Source organism: Phragmitibacter flavus (genome assembly GCF_005780165.1).
Lineage (GTDB): Bacteria > Verrucomicrobiota > Verrucomicrobiia > Verrucomicrobiales > Verrucomicrobiaceae > Phragmitibacter > Phragmitibacter flavus.
The window spans coordinates 85,694-102,763 of record NZ_VAUV01000010.1 but is presented as its reverse complement, the minus strand read 5'-3'; the positions used below and the strand labels follow the sequence as shown (position 1 = coordinate 102,763).

Genomic DNA, 17,070 nt, shown 5'->3' with positions numbered 1-17,070 from the left:
GACTCACTCCACATCATCCCCCGCTTCTGTCATGCGCAGCATCGGCAGCTTGTCCAACTGCGGTTTTTCATGCGTGTCCTCTGGGTGAATGATCGTTTCCAGATGACGTTTCGTCGCCAGGAACTCAGGGGAACGCAATTGTTCATGGTCTCTCGGACGCGGCACTGGCACTTCGACAATCTCCCTCACCCTTCCCGGTCTCGGGTCCAGCACCAGAATGCGATCCGACAAAAAAATCGCCTCGTCCAGATCATGCGTGATGAAGAAAATGGTGATGTCGATGTTTTTCCAAATCTGCAGAAGATAAGCCTGCATTTGCTGACGCGTCTGTGGATCAAGCGCCCCAAACGGTTCGTCCATCAACAGGATGCGCGGACCATTCGCCAGCGCGCGAGCAATCGCCGCCCGTTGTTTCATCCCGCCGCTCAACTGATGCGGATACGAATCCTCAAACTTATCGAGGCCCACCAGCGCCAGCCACTGCCGTGCCTCGGCCTCATTGGTGCTGCGATCCTTGCCCGCCATGCGCGGACCAAACATCACGTTCTCCTTCACCGACAACCAGGGGAACAACGAGTAACTTTGAAACACCATGCCCCGATCGCGTCCAGGCCCCGTGACCGGCTTGCCATCCACCAGCACCTGACCTTCGCTGGGCGTCTCCAGACCTGCCAGGATTCGGATCAACGTCGACTTGCCGCAGCCCGACTGACCCAGCACGCACATGAACTCACGCCGATGCACATTCAAATTGATGTTTTGCAACGCCGTCACCTCCCCCGCCTTTGACTGAAAGCGTTTATACAGCCCCGATATTTCCAGCAAATGCGGACGCGCTTTCAAGCGGTCGAACCGAGCTTTGACGGCGGGAGACTGTTCGTGATAGGAAACGGTGGCAATCATGGCTCAGATTTTTTCGCGACGGCACCAAGCGTGGCCTCGGATTCTTCTTCAGGTTCTTCAGGAGGCTCGGTGCTTTGCAAAGTCAGGGCTGCCTTGGCGGCCTCTTCTGCTTCGATGGCCGCGGTGGCGGTTGGTGCTGCTTCTTTGGTTGCCGTCAAACGACGCAAACCACCGGCAATCTTGCTGGAGATCGAAGCCAAGAAACCCTGCGCAGGCTGGTCGACCCATGGAAAGAAAAACCGTCCTAAAAATCCGAGCAATTGATCCATAATGAAACCCGAGAGCCCAATCATCAAAATCGCAGGATAAACGATCTCAAATTGAAACCGTCGTCCATGGGTATCGATCACCTCAGCCAGTCCGCTTTTAAACCCAAGCAACTCCGCAATCACCAACCAGGTCCAGGCCGTGCCGAATAGGAGCCTCAAGTCATTGTATAAATTCGGCAACACTCCCGGCACCACCACATTCGCCAGCATCTGACGCTGATTCGCCCCCAAGGTTTGCGCCGCCTCCAGCAATGCCCCATCAAGCCGCCGCGTCGTTTTTGCCAGCATCAACACCGCTCCTGGCAAAGTGCCCAAACACACCAGCATGATCTTCGGACCAGAATCCAACCCGAAGATCGCCATCAACACCACCCCGAAAGCCGGAGCCGGCATGTAACTGAAAAAATTCACGAACGGCTCAAACAGCTTGGAGAAAAAATCATAAGTCCCCGCCAGCAAGCCTAGCGGCACCGCGATCACGATCGCCAGCAAAAACCCCAGCACAATCGTTCGCCACGACTCTGCATATCTCTCCAGCAAGGTCTTCTTCATCGCCCCCTCATCCCCAGATTCGGTCGCCTCCGGCTTGGTTGCCGTAATGCCTTTCCAGAACGACGTCGCCACCACATCCGGCGGCACCAGATACACCGGCCTCGCCACTTCCTCCGATGCCTCAGGCAACAATTTCAACAATGATTGCGTCGGCCACTCTGCACCTGATGCCTGCAAAAGTTTCGCGTTCTCCTTGACGATCTCGAGGTTCTCACTGGAGATCTCCTGTCTGCCTGCCGTCAGCTCCCCCGCCGCCAGTTTCAACCATACTTGTCGAATGGCCTCATCATCCGTTTCCTGACCGCGTGCCAGCCAGCCATTGATCATGGCAGGTTGATAAATTTGCCGCAGCACCTTCTTGTTCTGCCGCGTGCTGCTTTCCAATGGCGTCCGGCTTTCTTTCGCCTTCAAGATCTCTTCATTGTCCAGCTTGATGGCGTTTTGAAACTCCTCCCAGGTTCCCGGTTCGAGCCGGTTGCCCACAATGTAGATGCTCTGCAAACGCGGACTTTCCGCAGAGATCTGCACTTGGTGAGCCACCTCCCACCAGGGGCCGTAGGAGGCGATACACCAAATCAGCAGCGGCAGCAAAAAGGACAGCGCCATCAACAGCGAACTGCGCTGCTGATCCAAATCCTTGCGGACCCCAAACCAATGTCTGCCAGAAGAAGTCGCCACAACAGGAGAGGGTGGGTGGGGTTTGCCATCCAAGCTGCCTATTTGCCCAACGCTTCCTTCGCGATGGAAGGGTCGATGTAAGCGGCGATATCTGCGGGTTTGGCATACACCCCAAACTTCACATTGAAGTCATCCACCACTTTTGAAGATCCATAGATCGACCCCAAACCGTCCGCTTTCTCCCACACTTTTAGCGCCTCTTCAGCACTTAACAGCTTGGTTCCGGCAAGCAACGGCTCATATTCCGCAGGAGTGACTCCCACACGACCCGCCAGAATTTCCAGTGCATCATCAAGATTGTCGTCATCCGCCATGTATTCGACAATTTTGTTCCACACCTTGGCCACCTTCAGCCACTCTTCACGACGACTTTTCAGGCTGTCGCGATCCACATACAGCGCATCATAAATCAATCCGGGAACATCCTTGGAAGTGAAGATCGCCTTCGATCCCGCTACCAGCTTGAGCGCCTGCCCCGAATTCGGTTGCCATGCCCCGATCGCATCCACCTCACCGGAAGCAAACACCTGGGGGGTGCTGTTGGTCGGCGTGTTTTTGATCGTGATGTCGCCTTCCGCCATTCCATTCAACTCAAGGCCCTTCAGCAACAACAGGTGCTCCACAAATCCCTCTTCCAGCGCAATGGTCTTGCCCTTCATGTCCTTCAACGACTCGATCCCCGGCTTCGCCACAATCATGTCGTTTCCGTTCGAAAAGTCATTGATCACAATTGCCACCGAAGGTTTCCCAGTAGCTCCCGTGACCAAGGCGTCGCCGTTGGTCATCGTCACGCCGTCCAACTGACCGGCCGCATAAGCCTCCATCGATTTCACGTAATCCATCCACACAAACTCCACCTCAACCCCCGCTTCCTTGAACCAGCCTTTTTTGATGCCAATCTCCCAGGCCACCCAACCCGGCCAGTCTGAATATCCGATTTTCAAAGGGGCACCCATCGCGTGAAATGCTGAGCAGGCAAGCGCGAGGGACATGGTGAGACCGACTTTAAGCAGATATCTTTTCAGCATGATGACAAATCCTTTCGATTGAGGTTTGGGTGCAAATATAGATGACTTCCATTCATCAGAGCACTGCCCATGCCAAGGATTCGCCGCAACGTTTCATCGTATGAAACTCAGGGTTCACCGATAAGACGGACTCCCTCTTGCCCAACAATGTTAGCCCTTCGTCGCCTGATGCCGCGGATCGTAGTAGATCTGCACGTTTGCCTCTTTAACCCCAAGAATTTCCTGCGCCCGCTTCAACGCATTGCGGGTTGAGATGTTTGGATTGGCCGCGCTGCCCATGAAGATGTTGTCGCGTCCTAGAACCTCGATCAACCCCGAATCCCGCAACACCCGGTAGACATCCTTCATCGCGCCACTCACGATCAGGTCCCGTCCATTCGACCGCATCACTTTGATCAACTCCTCCAACGCCATGACGCTGGTGGCGTCGAGATGCCTCGCGTTTTTCAGCCTCAAAATGATGATCCGCAGATTGGGATCGGAACACGTCCTTTGAATCTGCGTCCGGAACAACTCCGCCGCCCCAAAAAACAAATCGCCCTCCACATGCACAATCGAGATCGATGGATGCTGCCGGTCCGCATTCTCCAGCTCCGCCAGATTGCCTTCCTGATTGAAAGTATACTCCACCAGCGAAGGCTGACTCGCCTTGCGGATATACAACATCACCGACAACCCAATGCCCGTAAAAATCGCCACATGCAACGGCACCATCAACGTCGCTGCAAACGTCACCACAAACACCACCGCATCCGACTTCGTCGACCGCATGCAAATCCGGATTTGGCGCTTGCTGATCAACGACAGCGCCACACAAATCACCAACGCCGCCAGCACCGACTTGGGCACATATTGAATAAACGGTCCCAACACCAACGCCCCAACCAGACAAAGCGCGCCACTGATCATGCTCGACATCGGCGTCCTCGCTCCGCTCTCATAATTCAAAGCCGACCGTGTCAGCGAATTGCTGGCCGGCATTCCACTCAAATAAGCACACGCGAGATTCGACGCCCCCAGACTGAACATGTCCTGATTGCCATCCACGCGGTAGTTTGCCCTCGACGCCAGGGACTTGGCCATCGCATTGCTTTCCAGCATCGACACAAACGCCACCGCCACCGCCACCCCAAACAACTGACTGAACTGCGCCGCCGCATTCCACGAAGTAAAATCCGGAAACGGCGGAATCATGTCGCCCCAATCAAAAACCCCTTCTGAAAAAGTCGCCACCGGCGCATGCAGCCGGCTCAACAACAGCCCCAGCAAAGACGACGCCACCAGCACCATCGCAAAACGTGGCCAGTTCGGACGCAACCGCTTCAATCCAAAATACCCCGCCACCGAAAACACTGTCAGCAACAAACTCGCCCAATTCAGTGCCGGAATCTCTGTCACCACCCGATAAAGCGTCCCAAGGAAAGTGCGAGGCGCCAGCCCATCCCCCATCTGCACCCCCAAAGCCGGCACCAACTGATTCACCATCATCTGCACCGCCGCCCCGGTGATGTAAGCCACCATCACCGTCCGACTGATGTATTGCGCCAGATCCGCGACCCTCAACACCGATCCCAGCATCAGCAACACCCCCACCAAAAACACCAGCATCGGCATCTGCTCCACCGGCTCCATCCTCGGATTGGCCGCAAAGAACGAGAAAATCATGAACGCCGTCGCATTCGTTGGCCCCAGGATCGTGTGCCGCGAACTGCTGAACAAAGGTGCCACCAGCGCCGCCACCGCCGAACAGGTGATCCCATAAACCAGCGGCAACCCCGCCACCACTGCAAAGGCCATCGCCTGTGGAAACGCCAGCAGCGCCGTCGTCAATCCCGCCCGCGAATCCGCTTTCAAATCCGCCTTCCGGTAGCCCCGCAAATGGCGCGGCAGCATCAGCGGCTCAATCTGATTGGTCGCCAGAAAATCGCGAGCATGACCCCATAAACTTGTTCCCATCGAACCAATGTCCTGGAGTTGCCGCCGCAAGTTCATCTTCTTAATCCCAAGCGGAACATCCAACCCCCACCCCATGCAAGCGAAATCATCCTAAACTCGCAAGCTCTACCCCATCGCTTAAAGGGGGGCACCTGCTCGGGTCCTCTTCATCATTTGCAAACCATCACGGCGATGAGGGCGCACCTTGAACCAAAAACACAGTCTCTGCCCACCTCTGCCGCTCTTTCGAAAACAAACGGTAGGGATGCGCTGCGCGCGTCCCAAATTCAAGCGGGCGGAGGCGATGCCGATTTGCCATCCGAGCGGAAGTCGAGCATTGGAGTCTGGATCGAAGGAGATGACTTTAGTGTGTTTGAGAATCTGGCGGGAAAGAGCGGATGGATAGACGTGCTTGAACGTCTAGCCGGTAGTCAAGCGGATCACCTCAAGACTTGTTTCGTTCGCGTCGTGAAAGTTCTATGGAACCGACCGTGCTCCCCCAATATGATAGAGCAAAAACAGCCATTGTGATCGGAAACCAAAACGCTGGGACCTTCCACAATCCGTCATCGTCAAACCAACTGAGTATGGAGATCAATGTGCTGAAGATGAAGCCAAGGGAAAATGCCGAGGCCGCCATTGACTTGGGGCAGCTCGAGCAGATCAGCCTTCGGCCTGGAAACGAAATCACAAAGGCGGTGATCGCACATCCAAGACCTACTGCAATCAGCTGCGGCCAAACATCCCTCTCGGAAGCGCTATGGCTGGCGAGCCAAAAGAATATGAAACACCCGAGGCCAACCACGATGTGAAGTGCGATGTCAACGTCCAAAGGTGACTCACGGCTGCCCGTGGTGCGTCTCCTGCTCTGCAGGAGGCGCGACGCGGGTAGCCGTTGAGTCGACTGCCTTGTTCGACGTTTGTGGTTTTGCAACGATTGGCCCCTTGCCTCGGGCTAAGAGGGCAATTCTTCCAGATTCCAAATGCATCAAGCAAATCTGATCGTCGCCTAGCTGTGTAACAACGTAATCGCCTGCAATTTGGGTAGCGTTGCGCACTGGCCAAGCTGCAAACGGAAGCTCAAGGGCGTAGTGCACCTCTTCCCCTGTCTTCTCGTTCTTTCCGCTTATTCCCTCGGTCGGCCAAAAACCGGTTCGGAACGCCCAGTTGGATTGTGGGCCGATGGCGGGAACCGGGCCAAAGTTGAACCACGAACCCTCGGCCTTTTCAGAATGTCCTTCAGCAATGCGCCACTCAACAGGGGCTTGCTCTGAAAAGTCCTCCAAAATCCGTGATTCTGTCTCAGCGCCCCCATCCTCCGAATCGAGGTAAACGAAAAGGTCAAAACCTGATTCATCACGTGGACGAACGAAGAGACGATCATTCCGGTGATGCGCTGTTAATTCTGAAATAGGCTGAGGGGCACTAGAATCACCGATATCCATGCGTAAAACCTGATTGCCTTCTCGGGATATGAAGTAGAGTAAATGAGGCTCCGAAATCGCCATCTCATCCATTGGCACTACTTCGAGTCTAGTGATCATCGAAGTTCCACTCGCCATCCAATACCAGCCAAAAAGCAACACGTAACTGATCCCATGGATCACTGGGGTTGCAACTAAGGCTCTTCGCCAAGAATAATTTTGTGGACGCAGAGCGAACCAGAAGAAGGGGAGTTCAATCAGGAGCGTGACGATAAAAGCAACAATAACGAAAACCAGAAACCAATACTGGAGTGTATGAATCGTAATGTCCGGCAGGGCGGCCAAGTAACCGACAACGAATAAACCTCCAGCCCAGGCAGATGCGTAATTTGCCACAATCAGGGTCAAAATCGCCTTCCGCTTTGAGCACTTAAACATCCATGCGAGTAACAATCCCTCAAGGATTCCAATAATGGCATTCCCGATCGCCAAGTGAAGCATGGATGCCCACATTAGGGGTGTTCCCGCATTGGCCGATGCGGCAGATGGAAAAAGCGCCAACGCAACGATTGGTAGCATGTAGCGCGAACTCTTCATTGTCTTGTCGAACCTCTAAGCGATGGCACCGCTGGAGCGGGGGTGAGCGTGGAGACGGCAGGAGGGCTAAAGTTATGGAAAGCATGGCCAACATAGCAGCCCCAGCGGTTGTCCAGCCGCGCCTTATTCGCCTTTGTCTGGCCAATGGTCTGCTCAATAGTCATGCTCTAGACAATCTGCTATGGAAAGTAGTTCTTCGCATAGCGATCAATGAAACCCCATTCGGGATCCTCCCGGGTGTCAAAATCAATCATCTCATCTGGAAAGAGAAGTCTAGCTTTCTGGAATTGTCGCTTTGCGCTGTGGCGATCAACAACGTAGTGATAGTAAATGCACTTTCCTCCGAACGTCTCAATCAGCACGGGCGAACCGATTCGGCGGTCTCGCATGACTGTGATCATGGCCAAGTCCAACTCCGCCAGATCGTCATTGTATGCGGGTTCAGGAAGTTCGTCGGGTGATCGCTCTGAGAACGTGTGAGTTATGATGGACAACGTTGGAAGCTCCTTGCGGCGAGAAGGAAATGGCAATCGATCAATATGACGAAGCAGCAACGGGAATCCTTCATAGGTGTGGATCGATATGACCCACATGCGCTGAGCCCTGATCTCAATCCAGACAACGTAGCCAATCAAGGCAGCAACAACTCCAGCAACTGAGTATAAGACAAACATACGAGTGGCGCTGTTAGCTAGGCGAACGTCAAGGTCAAAGAGCACGCACCCCTACCAGCGGCGGCGCGCGTCGAACGCGGGGTTGAGGTTGTAGTGGCTGAAAAGCATCTTAGCAGAACGGCTGGTAGGGGTTGTCATGTCGCGCCTTGTTGGCGTTGTGGTGGAGCTATTTGCGCTCAGCAATGATTTTGTCACCACTGTGTCCGCGCCCTATCAGTTTTCCATTGCGAACTGGAAGCTTGAAATCGGTCGAGCCGTCAGGGTATCGGATTTTCAGAGTGTTGCCCTCGATTTTCCATGTTCCTGTTCCTCCTCCCTCCTTGGTTACGGTCCCATCTGGTTTCAACTCGCGGTCGACAGGGGGCCGTGATGCGGGGCGGAATGTCCATTTGCCGATGACGCTCCCGGCGTCCATACCTTGAACGACGCCGAGGGCAGCCAGCGCTTCTTGAATCTGGACGGCAGTTTGAAGATCGTTGCTTTGAGTTGCACGCCGTAGCAACTGCTCGAGTGCAGCCTGATGACGACGATTGACTGGATCTACGGCTGCTGCCACTGCCTTTTCGTGCTGCTCATGCAACTGCTTTAACTCGCGTTGGAAAGGCGAATCCGCAAGCAGCAGGTTTGCACCACATAGGAGCGTGATGATAACGCAGAGTTTTTTCATGGTTGTATTGGTGTGGATTGAAGAAAAACGTGACGATGCCGAACGTCAAAGAGCACGCACCCCTATCAGCGAGGGCGCACATCGATCACGGGGTTGAGGTTGAAAATAAGGGAGAGCATGTAAACAGGGCGGCTGATAGGGGTTGCTGTGTCTCGGCTTGTTCTGCATCTTAATTATTCTTCTGTGGCGTGGAAGCACTATTGTTGATCGTCCCCCGTGGCTTCTGGAAGACGAGACAGTAGCCATCAGCAGGCGACGTCATGATCTTCACCTCAAGATAATCGAATCCATCCTTCTTAAATGTTTTATCAAAAGATTGCGAACGATCTCCGTAGCCGTCCACTCCAGTGTTCCCAGCGTGAACGGTCAAAGATCCACTGGCGTCGGAATGTCGAATCTCCCTCATCACAGGAGTTGAATGGGCTTCACCTACCATCTCGACGAAATCCCATCCTTGATTCCTCTGAAGTTCGATCTCGCTCTTAATCTCCGCTCGATCAGTGTGTTCGCGCCCGCATGCTCCGAGGAGAAGCATCACTATGCTGAGCGCACATGCGGAAGCAACGGTCTTCATTTCTTGGCAGAACAGAGGATTAATATAACGTTTTGAAGGATAGAATCACCCTATATGCTTCAAATTTGAAGGTTTTTCGAGAGGTGATCTGTTTTGGCATGTTAAATAACACCGATTTCCGGGTGTTATTCTTCAAATTTGGAGATTTAGGCGAGAATAGAGGTGTTATTTTACACCATAAATAACAGAATTTTCCAATAGGGGTCCCCATCGGACGGCAGCAATGGATCGATCACGAGCAAGGGGAGATCGTCTTGAGTTGGCGAATCCGGATCAGCCTCCCCGGTCCCGGAAACCGCACACGCCTTCCCTAACACTGTATTTGCCTTCCCGGACGCTGCACAGACCTTTCTGGACACCTGAAGTGCCTTCCAAAACACTTCAATTGCCTTGCCGGAAATTGCACGCGCCTTTCCGGACACTGCACGCGACATCCTAGACGCTGAAAGCGCCTTCCCGGTTGCACGACGCGCCAAGCCGGACACTAAACGCCTCCTCCCGGACACCGAAAGCGACTTCCCGAACGCTCCACCCAGCTCTTCAATCCTGGGGCACCACTCTCCACCTTATCGCAGGTCCCACCCCGTCATCACTTCTCAATCCCAAAAAAATCCTTGAACACCCTTTGATACACGTGGCGCTTGAACTTGGGCACCCATTCCATGTCGAATTTTTCGGGTTTCAACCAGCGCCAGCGATCAAATTCGCGACACTTGTGATCCAGATTCACATCGCGATCCTTGCCGAGAAACCGGCACAAATAATACACCTGCTCCTGCCCGCCGTAGACACCATATTTCAATCGGCCCTTGGGAAATTCATAGCGATAGCCGCCTTTGCGGTCCAGCAGCTGCAGCAACTCGGGTTTCAAACCCACTTCCTCTTCCACTTCGCGATAGAGCGCTTCTTCCAAAGTCTCGCCGGTATCCACTCCACCTTGCGGGAATTGCCAGGAAGTCTTCATCCCTGAACGCTGCGCGACCAGCATGGCATTGTCCATGTTCAAGATGATGGCCGCCACATTGGGACGAAACAACACCGGGGCCGCCCCCAAGAGGGGTGTGGTCACTTCTTCAGAAGCAGGCGCCAACGTTGATTCAGCTGCCAAAGCAGATGCATCATCAAGCAAATCTGAAGGGGTTACAGGCATAGACGGAAAGGCAAAATACAGAGTTCCTCAATCACTCCTTTTAGCAACGAAATAATTCGCAAAGCTGAACAAATGATATCGCCGCTCTCGCAGTGCAATCATCATGCCGAGTCTGAATCAAAATTGCCTACGATCACACCCTCGCTAACGTCCAAGACTGACCATGCCTCTTTCCACTTTCATTTTCGATCTCGACGGCACCCTGCTCGACTCCATTGCCGACCTCGCCGATGCCATCAATCGCATGCTCGCCGAGCACCACTATCCCACCCAACCAATGGAGGTTTTCCCCCTCTACATCGGAGACGGGGTTCGCGCCCTGGTTGAACGTGCCCTGCCGCCCGAGGCCTTGGCGCGTGGTGAACTCGATGCCCGCGTCGCCGACTACCAGCGTCACTACGCCGACACCTGGAACCTGCAATCCAAACCCTACGAAGGCATGCTTGACGCCCTCCATCAAATGCACGCCCAAGGACATGCCATCGGCGTCCTTTCCAACAAACCCCAAGCCTTCACCACCCTCTGCTGCGATCACTTCTTCCCGGGTATTCCCTTCTTTGAAGTCCGTGGTGCCCGCGACGACGTTCCGCGCAAACCCGATCCCGCCGCCGCGCTAGACATGCTGGCTTCTCTCGGCGTCGCGCCAGAAGACGCCGCCTATATCGGTGATTCGGGGATCGACATGGAGATGGCCACCCGCGCGGCCATGATTCCCATCGGCGTCCGATGGGGATTTCGCGACGAAGCGGAATTGCTCGCCAACGGTGCCAAAATCCTCATCGATCACCCGAGAGACCTGCTGAATCCTTCTCTCCTCTCAGGCTGACCTCACACCTTCGTCAACTTCGACACCCGTCCGCCCTCCACCCACTCGGCGATAAACAAATTTCCGTCGCGGTCAAAAGTCGCGTCATGAGGATGCACAAACATGCCCGCTTTCCACTTCGGGCGATTGGCCAGCGCACGGAATCCTTTCGTTTCTTTGATCATCTTGTTCCACTCCGCATCTTCACTCAGACGCGCAATCACTTGATGTTTTTTGTCCAGGAATGCCACGCGACCAATAAAGATCTCCGTGCACACCATCACATCCCCTCGGATGTCCAGTGACGCCGGCGACTCAATCGCTGGTCCCTGCCCCAGCACCTCGCCGTCAACCGTCATCAATTGCAGCCGCGCATTCGCCCGGTCACAAACCACCAGTTGATCCACCCCTTCACGATCATCAAACCAATGCCCATGCGGTGTCGCAAACTGCCCCGGTTCCTTGCCTTTCCCGCCGAAACTTGCCAGATACTTTCCATCCTTGTCGTAGCGGTGCAGAAAGTGGCTTCCATAACCGTCGCCCACATGCCAGCCACCATCGGGACAAAAACTGGTGCTGGTCAGGTTGAACGGCTCCTTGTTGTCATACCGATGCGATTCCGGCGGCGGACCGCCCTCCCAAACCACTTCACCCGACAGCGTCATCTTGGTCGCCTTCATCGGTGCTGGCGCATTTTTCGGCGTATTGGGCGAAAGATAAATAAAGTCCACCCCACCCTCGTTGCGAATGTCGAGGCCATGACCGTTGCCCTGATGCTGCGGTGCCAGCGATTTCATGAACTTCCCAGCCGGATCAAAAACAAAAACACTCCCCGGCCCACCGGTGTGCGAAATGTAAACGTTCCCCTGACTGTCGAAAGCCACCCCGTGGGACGCGCCCCCGTAGGTATGCCCATCCGGCAAGGTCCCCCAATCATGCTCACAGGAAAATCGCAGATCCCCCTCGCCAATCACCGGCCTCTCCGACTCCGCCCCCTTCAAAATCGCAGGAAACCCCAAAACCGAACCCGAACCTACGGCAAAAGCCGCACCCGCTTGTTTGACAAATAATCGACGTTTCATAACACAAAATCAAATTGGACCTACACCACTGAACCTAATCAAACAACCCTTCCCGCGTCCATGCAAAATCGAGACGCGAGATCAAGTCGCCTCTCAAATACCTCCCGTCTCCACAGCAACTTTCAACCCCTTGTTCAAAACAACGCACTTTCCAAAGTCACTTGAGCACGGAAAATGCGAACCACTGCTCATTCAATCCCCGCGTCCCTATTTGCTTTCCATCGTGCCAATTTCCCAATTCTTCCCCCTGCTGTTCCTCACCTGCCTGCTTTCCTCCTGCGGCTCCATGCAAATGGGCGGCAACCGAAGTCAATACGGCGACCGTCCAGGTCCCCAAAACTTCTCCACCGTCATTCTGGATGCAGGTCACGGCGGACGCGACACCGGTGCGGTGGCCAATGGACTACAAGAAAAAGCCGTTGTCACCGACGTCGTCCGCAAACTCAAAGCCGACCTGCAAAATCAATTCAAGGTCGTGCTCATCCGCGACAGCGACCATTTTGTCGACCTCGATGACCGCGTCCGCAAAGCCAACCGCTATGGCGACGCCGTCCTCATCAGCATCCACTTCAATCACGGCCCGCGCCGCATCGCCGGACCCGAAACCTACTACTGGCGCAGCGATAGCTACTCCCTCGCCAAACGCATTCAACGCGAACTCAGCGCCGTCACCCCCTACAAAAACGGCAATCGCGGACTTGTGCGACGCCGACTGCGCCTCACCCGCAACCCCCTAATCCCCTGCGTGCTCCTTGAAGGTGGTTACCTCACCAACTCAAGGGAAGCCCAACTGCTAAAAACCGAACGCTACCGGGCAACTCTCGCCAAGGCCATCGGCAAAGCCATTCGCGAACAATCCGCCGCAGGCGATGCCGGAATGGGCCCCATCCCCAAACCCATCTACATGCCGCCCAGCAAAGCCAGCGACCGACGAGGTAGTTTTTAGGAGGAGGGACATTCCTGTCCCTCACCACTCCCTCACTTCCCTTTGTTCAGCTCCTCCACCGTCCACATCGCCGTCCTGCCCGCGGTCGCCGCCCGCACCTTGGCCACATCATCGACCGTCACCGCCGACGCCTCATTGCCAAACTCGGCTGTCCGCAAATAGCTCAGCACATCCGCCATCTGCTGATCATCCAGCCCCATCGGCGGCATCGGAATCGGCACCGCCGCGCCATAAGTCGTGCCCTTCACCTCAATCGGCCCGGTCAACCCGTGCAGCGTGATCTTGATCAACAACTCCTTGTCCCCCACCATCCATTCGCTGCCCGCCACAGGAGGATAAACCCCCGGCAACCCCACCCCACCAGGTTGATGACAGTTCAAACACAACGCATCATAAACCACCTTGCCCGGATGCTCCTGAACCGGACCACTGCCCGCAATGGCGCTCACATAAGTCTTCTGCTTCGCGCTTCCGCCGAACGTCAACTTCCCGTCCGCCAACGCCTTGCGCCAAATTTTCTCAGAGCCTCTCACCGACTGCGCCAGCGCATAGTCCAAGAACCGGTCCGACGGCGACTCCAGCACCATCGTCGCCACCTCCACCGCCTCGGGTTTCTCCACATAACTACACGCAATCACCGCTTCCAGTCGCACCCGTGGATGCTCGTCCCTGGCAGCCGTCTTCAACAGCTCCAGCGCATTCGGCAACTCCGCGTTCCAAGCCCCTGCGACGCGCGCTCCATAAGCCCTCACCCGCGCATCCTTCGCTTTCATCAAGCGCTCCACCAAGGCAGAACGAACCGCGCCATGAGCTTCAAACACCCCCACCGTTTCCAACAACACCCGCTCATCCTTCACCTCTTTGGCGAACTCATCCGCCGCTTTGATGACCGCCTCTTTGTCCATGTCAAAAAGCAAACGCTTGGCCTGATAACGCGTCCATCTCTCCGGCGAATGCATCTGCTGCAACAACGCCGCCGCATCCATTGATGCCAGATCCGGCTGCTTCACTTTTGCATACCCCTTCGCACTGATCCGCCAGATCCTGCCATGCCGACGATCCCGTCGTGGATCCGCGTAACTTGCCTGATAATGGCCAATCACCGGATTGAACCAGTCCGCCAGATACATCGCCCCATCCGGCCCCACATTCACATCCACCGGACGAAACGCATCACTTTCCGAACGCAGCAATTTTGGCAACTGCTCCGTCTTGAACCCCGATCCATTGTCTACAAATCGATGCAACTCCACCACACTCCCAAAATAGCCACCGATCAACGCCGTGCCCTGAATCTCCTCTGGCAAAGCCTTCGTTCCAATGATCTCCAACCCCGTCGTCTTCGGACTCGTGTCAAACAACGGACCCACCGGGTGATACTCCTCGGGTGCCGCATTCTTCGCCAATCCCGGCACCGTCCAGTAGCCATGCGGACGATCCCCCGATTTGTGAAACACCTGCCCAAAATCATCAAACGCCACACCCCAGCAATTGTGCCCCGCCTTGCCGCCATTAAAGAATGACTCAAGCCGCTGCGAACGGCGATCCATCCGCCACACGCCCGATTTCTCCAACACCGCCAGCCCATGCGGTGTCTCCACCCGTGAATAGGCATGCAAACCTTGCGTCATCCAAAGACTGCCATCCGGACCATACGAAATCGAATTCACCAGCTGATGCGTGTCGCCAATCCCAAACCCCGCAAATACCACCGTCGTCACATCGGCCTTCCCATCCCCATCGGTGTCCTTCAAATGCAACAAGCGGTCAAAATCGCACACATACAACCCACCTTTCCCAAACTCCAATCCCTGCACCATCGTCAAACCCTCGGCAAAGCGCCATGACTTGTCCGCCTTGCCGTCTCCATCGACATCTACAAGCACCAAAATAAAATCGCTCGGTTTGCGACCCGGCAATGCATGCGGATACGAGGGCGAACACGCCACCCACAATCTGCCTTTCTCATCCCAAGCAAACTGCACCGGCTTCGCCACGCCCAGCTCTTCCGACGCAAACAAGTTCACCTCATACCCCTCCGCCACATTAAAACCTGCCATCTCGCGCTCCGCCGTCATCATGTTTTCCGTCTCCACATACTCACGCGGCTCAAGATCGACCGGAATGTCCTCACCCTTGATCAATCCCGCAATCCGCGCATCCCATTTGGCAATCATCGGCTTGTGTTCCTCAAACGCCTCACGCAACGACGGCTCATTGCCCCCCGACTTCCCAAACCGCTGCGTCACCCGGTCCCCATAAACAAACGACCAGTTGGCCGGTCTCCAGCAATCAAACCACAACCGGTTTTTCTCAACGATCGCCGCCTTCAACTTCGCCAAGTCCCCCGAACTCGAAGTCGCCCCCAGTTCCTCCGCAATCTTCTCCGCCACCACCGTCAGCCCCCGTGCATTCAGATGCCAGCCATTGTCGGTCAATCCACCATCACCACCATCTTTCGGCATCGCCGACATCAAATCCACCAACACCGCCCCCCGCTGTGCCGCAACCTCGCCCACCGCTTTTGCATAAGCCGCCACGTCCGCATTGCGCTTCACCAAGTCCGGCAAATTCCCGTCCGACACCTTCTCAAACGGCATCGGCGAGATCAACACCACCTTCTTTGTGACCGTTCCCACCTCGTCCAGAAATTTGTGATACGCCGACTTGAACTCGGCAATGCGCCCTACCCCGTCAAACGACTCGGTCTGGCCAAATTGCACCACCACCACATCCGCCCCCACCGTCTGCAGCTGATTGGCCCACGATCCAAAATTCAAATCGCGCCACTGCTCATAAACCGTGTCCCCTTCCCAAGCCATTGAACGCACCTTCACCCCCTGCGCCCCCAATCCCGTCAGCAACCGGGCCTCCAGTTCCCCGCTCTTTTGCTCGCGCACCAAATTCTCCTGACCCACCATCACCACCACCTCGTCATCGCCCAGCTCAAACTTCCCGTCCTTGAATCCGGCCACCGGAGCCCCCACCACCGAATCACCAAACCGCTGCAAAATCTCCGTCTGCTCCGGCACCATGTCCGCCGCCAGTTCTTCAATCGAGATGTTCCGGAACGCGATCACCGCCTTGCAATCCCCGTGGATCTGCAAGCCAATCAACCCATTCTGCTCAATCCCCGGCTCACGCTCCGTGAAATCAATCGTCCTCTGACCATTCAAAAAAATCCGCACCCGCTGGCTCTCGGCCACCACTTCATAAGTGTTCCACTCGCCCTTCTTCTCCAGTCGCTCAATCAACTCCTTGTCCGCCACCGCCAGCATCTTTTTGCGGCGCGACTCATCATAAAGGCATCCCGTGTAACCCGCACCGATGTCCGCCTGATACCCGATCATTTCATTCGGCGGCGTGTCCGTTCTGCGACTCCGAATCTGCACCCCGCCGTTCACAAACCCCTCCGTGCCCACCAGCATATACTCCAGCTTCAGGCGGAAATTTTTATACTCTTTCTTTGTCGTCAGAAACTCATTCTGCGGATTCCCCTCCATGGATCCCCCCACAATACTGCCGTCCTCAACCCGCCACACCTTCGTCTTTTCCCCTTCCCATCCATCCAGCGACTTGCCATCAAACAACGAAACCGGTGCCGCAGACGCCGCCAAAGCCACGCCGGAAAAAAACAAAGAAGTGAGAAACACACGCATACAATACAAAATAGGAAAAAATCTGGCTTAAAAATACACCGGCTACCAGCGCAGTATTGCAGCGCTGTCACAAAATCGATTCCATCCTCCACGATCAAGCACCACACCGCCAGTTCATCAGTCACTT

General features: G+C 55.3%; 14 protein-coding genes. 3 read left to right on the top strand and 11 right to left on the bottom strand.

Going from position 1 to position 17,070, the window contains the following annotated elements:
• Positions 1-3: 3 nt before the first annotated feature.
• From FEM03_RS14640 to FEM03_RS14625, 4 genes are all read right to left on the bottom strand, one after another.
• The gene (locus FEM03_RS14640; RefSeq protein ID WP_138087025.1) at positions 4-903 is read right to left on the bottom strand and encodes an ABC transporter ATP-binding protein; all 900 of its coding nucleotides are present in this window, start codon (positions 901-903) and stop codon (positions 4-6) included.
• Complete coding sequence (locus tag FEM03_RS14635) at positions 900-2,402, bottom strand: ABC transporter permease (protein WP_138087024.1); 1,503 nt, start codon at positions 2,400-2,402, stop codon at positions 900-902. Before FEM03_RS14635 ends, FEM03_RS14640 begins: the two co-directional genes overlap by 4 nt.
• A gap of 38 nt (positions 2,403-2,440) precedes the next feature.
• Positions 2,441-3,430 (bottom strand): ABC transporter substrate-binding protein, encoded by a 990-nt coding sequence (locus tag FEM03_RS14630; RefSeq protein ID WP_138087023.1) that lies wholly within the window; start codon positions 3,428-3,430, stop codon positions 2,441-2,443.
• A gap of 150 nt (positions 3,431-3,580) precedes the next feature.
• Positions 3,581-5,422 carry a SulP family inorganic anion transporter gene (locus FEM03_RS14625; RefSeq protein ID WP_166442874.1) on the bottom strand — a complete coding sequence of 614 codons (1,842 nt, stop codon included), beginning with the start codon at positions 5,420-5,422 and terminating at the stop codon, positions 3,581-3,583.
• A gap of 422 nt (positions 5,423-5,844) precedes the next feature.
• Between FEM03_RS14625 and FEM03_RS14620 the strand changes: the two genes are divergently transcribed.
• A complete protein-coding gene (locus tag FEM03_RS14620; RefSeq protein ID WP_138087021.1) occupies positions 5,845-6,177 on the top strand; it encodes a PHP domain-containing protein in 333 nt (110 codons plus the stop codon).
• Between the two features lie 27 nt (positions 6,178-6,204).
• Here FEM03_RS14620 and FEM03_RS14615 read toward each other — a convergent pair whose 3' ends face one another.
• The 5 genes from FEM03_RS14615 to FEM03_RS14595 all read right to left on the bottom strand — a co-directional run bounded on the left by FEM03_RS14615 (position 6,205) and on the right by FEM03_RS14595 (position 10,370).
• The gene (locus FEM03_RS14615; protein WP_206171018.1) at positions 6,205-7,368 is read right to left on the bottom strand and encodes an MFS transporter; all 1,164 of its coding nucleotides are present in this window, start codon (positions 7,366-7,368) and stop codon (positions 6,205-6,207) included.
• Between the two features lie 197 nt (positions 7,369-7,565).
• Positions 7,566-8,060 carry a hypothetical protein gene (locus FEM03_RS14610; protein WP_138087019.1) on the bottom strand — a complete coding sequence of 165 codons (495 nt, stop codon included), beginning with the start codon at positions 8,058-8,060 and terminating at the stop codon, positions 7,566-7,568.
• Positions 8,061-8,226: 166 nt separating this feature from the next.
• Entirely contained in the window at positions 8,227-8,727 is a 501-nt protein-coding gene (locus tag FEM03_RS14605) for a hypothetical protein (protein WP_138087018.1), read from the bottom strand.
• A 169-nt stretch (positions 8,728-8,896) separates the two neighbouring features.
• Complete coding sequence (locus tag FEM03_RS14600) at positions 8,897-9,301, bottom strand: hypothetical protein (RefSeq protein ID WP_138087017.1); 405 nt, start codon at positions 9,299-9,301, stop codon at positions 8,897-8,899.
• A gap of 589 nt (positions 9,302-9,890) precedes the next feature.
• Positions 9,891-10,370, bottom strand: a complete 480-nt coding sequence (locus FEM03_RS14595; RefSeq protein ID WP_240772789.1) for an RNA pyrophosphohydrolase — start codon at positions 10,368-10,370, stop codon at positions 9,891-9,893.
• 244 nt (positions 10,371-10,614) lie between these two features.
• On the opposite strand from FEM03_RS14595, the gene FEM03_RS14590 reads away from it, so the two are divergent.
• Positions 10,615-11,277 carry an HAD family hydrolase gene (locus tag FEM03_RS14590; protein WP_138087015.1) on the top strand — a complete coding sequence of 221 codons (663 nt, stop codon included), beginning with the start codon at positions 10,615-10,617 and terminating at the stop codon, positions 11,275-11,277.
• 2 nt (positions 11,278-11,279) lie between these two features.
• Here FEM03_RS14590 and FEM03_RS14585 read toward each other — a convergent pair whose 3' ends face one another.
• Positions 11,280-12,338, bottom strand: coding sequence for an NHL repeat-containing protein (locus FEM03_RS14585; RefSeq protein WP_138087014.1), 1,059 nt, complete (start codon positions 12,336-12,338; stop codon positions 11,280-11,282).
• Positions 12,339-12,561: 223 nt separating this feature from the next.
• On the opposite strand from FEM03_RS14585, the gene FEM03_RS14580 reads away from it, so the two are divergent.
• On the top strand, positions 12,562-13,284 hold the full coding sequence (locus FEM03_RS14580) for an N-acetylmuramoyl-L-alanine amidase family protein (RefSeq protein ID WP_138087013.1): 723 nt from the start codon (positions 12,562-12,564) through the stop codon (positions 13,282-13,284).
• Between the two features lie 32 nt (positions 13,285-13,316).
• On the opposite strand, the gene FEM03_RS14575 is transcribed toward FEM03_RS14580, so the two are convergent.
• The gene (locus tag FEM03_RS14575) at positions 13,317-16,943 is read right to left on the bottom strand and encodes a PVC-type heme-binding CxxCH protein (RefSeq protein WP_138087012.1); all 3,627 of its coding nucleotides are present in this window, start codon (positions 16,941-16,943) and stop codon (positions 13,317-13,319) included.
• Positions 16,944-17,070 lie beyond the last annotated feature (127 nt).